We start from the raw sequence: 5,048 nt of genomic DNA on the forward strand, positions 1-5,048 counted from the left end.
GAGCCGCATCGAGGTCGCCATGGTGCCATCCGGGCAYTGACGTGTCGAGCGCGATGAGGCGCAGTCCGCCGAGATCCCACACGCCGGTGACGGGCTCCTGCGTGGGTGCGAGCCCGAGCAGGTCTCGGCGCAGTGCCGGACGCTCGTCGTGGTTGCCCGCGACCCAGACCACAGGCGCGCCGAGCCGCTCTGCGACCGGCTCGACCGCCGCGCGCAGTGCCGCATAGGCCTCGGGCTCGCCGAGATCGGTGAGGTCGCCGCTGAACACGATGGCGTCGGGGCCGAGGTCGAGTCGCTCCACGGCCTCGAGGGTGCGGGCGAGGTTGGCGGCGGTGTCATAGCGCCCGCCGAGCGGGCGGTTGCCCGCGAGCAGGTGCGTGTCGCTCAGGTGGAGGATGGTGCGCCGCGCGGGCGGATACTGGCCGAATTGCACGGGCTCCATGCGCCGAGTCTATTGCGGCGCCGCGAATGAGCCCGTCACGCAGGCGGGATCATATGGTCGCCCCTCGAAGACGGTCTGCCACTCCAGCTCGCTCAGGCCGCGCCCGGCGATGGCGCAGGCCCGGTCGAGCCAGATATCCGGGTCAGCCGAGACGCCGACGAAGCTGCCATCCGGCAGATCGTAGACGAGCGTGCGGTCATCGCGGGGCATCAGCTGCTCCTCCCCTTGCCTCATCGACTCGCGGAACGAAGTGCTCCAATCACCCAGCACCCAGGTGATCAGCGCGCCGTCGTCGCCGGCCGTCACAAGTTCCCCGGTCGGGCGGAAAGCCACCGACCCGACGTCGCCGACGTGCCCCTGGAGCGTCTCCATGAGCTGCCCCGTCTCCGCCCACCACAGCCAGACGCGGTTACCCGCGGTCGTCACCACCTGGCGTCCGTCGGGGGTGAACGCCGCGTCGATGACGACCGACCTCGTCTCGAGCAGGCGGATCTCGGTCTGATCGTCCAGGTCGACGATCCGGACCGCGGTGCGCCCCTCGCGGATGAGCACCGATTCGCCGTCCGGACTGACCGCGAGGATGCCCTGACCGGGGAGCTCGCCGACCAGCGCCCCGGTCCGCGTGTCGAAGATGGCCGTCGGACCGAACCCGCTCGCATAGAGAAGGGAGCCGTCGGGAGAGAACCTCACTCGTCCGAAGGCATTCGACCAGTTCGGTGCCCCAGGGTTGATCCCGGCGTCCGGGAGGTCGAGCAGCATCGGCGCATCGGGAGCCCCCATTCGCCAGATCCCGACGTTGCCCGGTTCGTCCTCCCAGGGAAGGGCTGAGATGACGGCTGCGAGCGACCGATCCGGCGAGAACTCGATGTCGATGCCGTACTTGTCGAGCCCGGTGAAGGAAGTCGCGCCACCACCTGGGTCGTCGAGGTCCACCGCTCGGACACCGGTGGTTTCGCATGATCCATCCGGCTGGCACGGATCCTCCAGCACGCTCAGAACGATCCGTCCGTCCGGCGCTTCGACGGCGTCGAGGACGATGTCGACGAGGGGTGCTTCGGTGTCACTTCCGCCGCCCTCGAACACGAACTCGCTGATCTGCGCGTGCTTCTCGAGGTCGATGACTCTGGCGTCCTCGTGATCATCCACGATGACGGCGGTTGAGCCGCCGGGGGCAAGTGACATCTGCTGCACGCCGATGTCACCGATCGTGCGCGTCACGCTCACGATGCGAGGGCTCCCGCCCATGACGTCCAGGAGGGTCCGGCGTGTTGTCGGCGAGTCCCAGAGACGGATCGCCTCCACCGCCAGCAGCAGCGCGCGTTCGTACGCAGGCTCCGCGGTGGCGAGCGCGGCGACGCGACGCGCGTCCTCGACGACCGCCTGTGCGTTCGCCGCGGCGGTCTGGACTGCTGCGAGGGTACCCGCAGCGAGGGCGACCACGGCGAGGGATGCCGCGGCGCCCGCCAGCCAGCGCAGGCGCCGCACGGAGCGCCTCTCCTGCAGCAGTTGATGCCTGGTCGCGGCGAGGTCGGCCGCTTCCCGATCGATCGACGCATCCAGGAACGCCGCCTCCACGGCGGCCAGCACCGGCCGCGCCGCCTCGCGCCATTGTGCTGTCGCACTCAGCCGCGCCCCCCGGTAGAGCTCACTGTCGGGTCGCTCCATCGCCTCCCAGGCGTTCGCCGCCGCGGTGACATGACGCATGATCCGCTGGCCCTCGACGTCGTCCGCCAGCCACTCCCGCAGCCGTGGCCACTCCCGCGCGACGGCCTCGTGCGCCAGTTGGAACGAATCCTCGTCGCTCGTGACCAGGCGCGCGTCGATGAGGCGGTTCACCACGCCCACGTGGGCATGGTCGACGGCGACGGATGTGCGATCGACCCGCTGGCAGATCACYCCCCCGCCCCGCGAAGGCTCGACGAGCCGGAGGAGGATGTCGCGAGCCTGTCGTGCGCCCTCCTCTGAGAGCTCTGCGAACACCTCTTCCGCCGTTTGCGCCACCGCGCCCTCGATCTCACCCGAGGCGCGGTATCCGTCGACGCTCAGCACGCGCCCTTCGCGGCGCTCCCACACCTGGTGGAGCGCGTGTGACAGCAGCGGGAGATTTCGCCCATCCGCGTCGCGGGTGAGGACCTCCACCAGGCCCGGTTCGAGGATGAGTCCGGCCTGTCGCGCAGGCTTCTCGATGACGGCGCGGAGGCCTTCGGCCGACAGCGGGCCCAGCATCAGCAGATTCGACTGAATCAGTCCGGCGAAGCCGAAGTGGTCAGCGAGATCCCCGAGCCGATCTGCACGGATTGCCATCACGATCGGGCCGCGGAACACCATGCGCGCGAGCTCTTCGAAGAAGAGTCCCGTCTCGGCCGGGTCGTCGTTCGCGATCGCCTGCTCGCACTGGTCGACGATCAGCAGCGACTCGCTGTCGTGATCGACCTCGCGGAGGGTCTCGACCGGACGCTCGCCCGGTGTGACCACGATCACGCGCCTGCCGCGCGCGGCGAAATGCGCTGCGATCCCGGCCCGGACGAACGATGACTTGCCGACCCCGGACGATCCGGAGACGATCAGCACGCCCTGACGCTCGAGGGCCTGGAGTCCCCGGTCGAGCTCTTCCTCACGCCCGAAATAGCGCTCCCCGTCGTCCATCCCGGCGGGCGGGAGCCCGAAGTACGGACACTCCGCACTCGCCACACGGAACGCGACCCCGGACTGCAGGTCAGTGTCCTGGTGCAGGATCGCCTGCTCGAGCGCGGCGAGCTCGGCACACGGATCCAGGCCGAGCTCGGCGGCGAGCAGCCCGCGCCCTCGGCGCACGGTGGCCAGCGCATCGGCCTGGCACCCCTGGCGGTATTGCGCCAGGCCGAGGATGACCCAGCGACGCTCTCGCATCGGTGCTTCCGCGACGCGGGCGCGCGCCTGCGCAACGACATCGAGCAGGTCCCCCGCCTGCAGCCGCGCCTCCAGGAGGGACTCCTCCGCGGCGAGACGGATCTCTTCCAGCCGGTAGGACGCGATCTGCGCGGGCTCCCAATCGGGCAGATCGGCGAAGGGCTGTCCACGCCACAGCGTGAGGGCCTCAGCGAGCGCGTGCACAGCACGATCCGGCTCGCCGAGCTCGAGCAGCTGAGACCCGCGGGCAACGAGCCGCTCGAAGCGTTCCGCATCGAGGACAACGCCTTCAGGTGCGAGCCGATATCCCAGCGGCGTAGTCTCGATGCTCGCCGGCGCGATCAGGCGGCGCAGCCGCATGATGCATCCCGGGATCACCTTCGACCACGAGGCGGGGATTTCGTCCCCCCAGAGAGCCGCGGCGAGGGACTCCACCCTCACCGACGTGCCGATGCGCGCGGCGAGTGCGCCGAGGACCAGGCGATCACGCGGGGCGAGCTCGACCCGCCCGTCGTCGAGCGTCAGCACCCCCAGAACCCCCATGTCCATGACGCCATGGTGAGACCGATTCCGATATGCGTCAAGGGCCCTGATATCGGCCTGATACCGTCCCGCTCGCCGCCGATATCGCCGCGAAGGCGGGGGTGGGGTCAGCCGAAGATGATCAGCAGGAGCCCGCCGAGCACGGCGAGACCTGCCATCGTGAACGAGGCGTACGCGCAGACGAGCGCGACCTTCTTCTGGCCGGCTGTCAGCGGGCTCTTGCGGGCCGCCTTCGCCGCCGCCTTGCCGGCGCGAGCACGATCCTTCTCGCTGACTACCGTGATCGCATCGGTGAACTCCGCCGGCGACACCACCGGGATCCGGCCGGCCCGCACCAGCATGCGCAGCCCCAGCGAGTAGAACCCGACGACGAGGATCGCGGCGGTGATCGAGGCGGCGAACACCTGGACGAAGGCCCACCAGTCGATCGTGACGTTCACTTCGACGACTCCTTCGTGCGCCGAGCCTGCTCACGCTGGACGGCGCGCTGGCGGCGGGTGGGCGGCGGGTTGCGCTTGACGTTGACCGCCGTTCCGGACTCGGCGACCTCGCTCATCGCGTTGCCCGCGGTGACGGCGTTCACCCGCGACCGCAGGAACAGGCCCACGATGACGATGACCGCGATCACCGTGTCGATGAGGATGCCCCAGCCGTCGAGCCAGCGGACCATGAGGGCGCAGAGCGCACCCACCGCACCCGCGGCGGGCAGAGTGAGGATCCAGCCCACGCCGATGCGGCCGGCCGTGCGCCACCGCACCGTCGAACCACGGCGTCCCAGCCCAGAGCCGATGACCGAGCCGGACGCGACCTGGGTGGTCGACAGGGCGAAACCCAGCGCACTCGACGCGAGGATCGTGGATGCGGTGGATGCCTCCGCCGAAAACCCCTGCGCGGGTTTGACGTCGGTGAGGCCCTTGCCGAGCGTGCGGATGATGCGCCAGCCGCCGACGTATGTGCCGAGCGCGATCGTGATCGCGCAGGCGAAGATGACCCAGGTCTGCGGCTCTGGCGATGACTGCCAGCCGACCGTGATCAGCATGAGCGTGATGATGCCCATCGTCTTCTGTGCATCGTTCGTGCCGTGCGCGAGCGCGACCAGCGACGAGGTGAAGATCTGGCCAGGGCGGAACCCTGTGCGGCCGTCGGCTTTCGCGTCGTAGCGCCGCGTCAGCGC

At 69.8% G+C, this 5,048-nt stretch carries 4 protein-coding genes; all 4 read right to left on the minus strand.

Annotated features, from left to right (window positions below):
• Positions 1–442, minus strand: a 442-nt coding sequence (locus tag AC1DVT_RS17815; protein WP_477390463.1) for a metallophosphoesterase, incomplete at its 3' end; no start/stop codon positions are given.
• A 9-nt stretch (positions 443–451) separates the two neighbouring features.
• Positions 452–3,880: an nSTAND1 domain-containing NTPase gene (locus AC1DVT_RS17820; protein WP_477390465.1), complete on the minus strand. Its 3,429-nt coding sequence runs from the start codon at positions 3,878–3,880 to the stop codon at positions 452–454.
• Between the two features lie 101 nt (positions 3,881–3,981).
• Complete coding sequence (locus AC1DVT_RS17825) at positions 3,982–4,314, minus strand: peptidase (RefSeq protein WP_457100551.1); 333 nt, start codon at positions 4,312–4,314, stop codon at positions 3,982–3,984.
• The coding region (locus AC1DVT_RS17830) for an inorganic phosphate transporter (RefSeq protein ID WP_477390467.1) at positions 4,311–5,048 on the minus strand (738 nt) is incomplete at its 5' end. The genes AC1DVT_RS17825 and AC1DVT_RS17830, both read right to left, overlap by 4 nt.

It is taken from the genome of Microbacterium sp. P2_F9 (assembly GCF_056403635.1).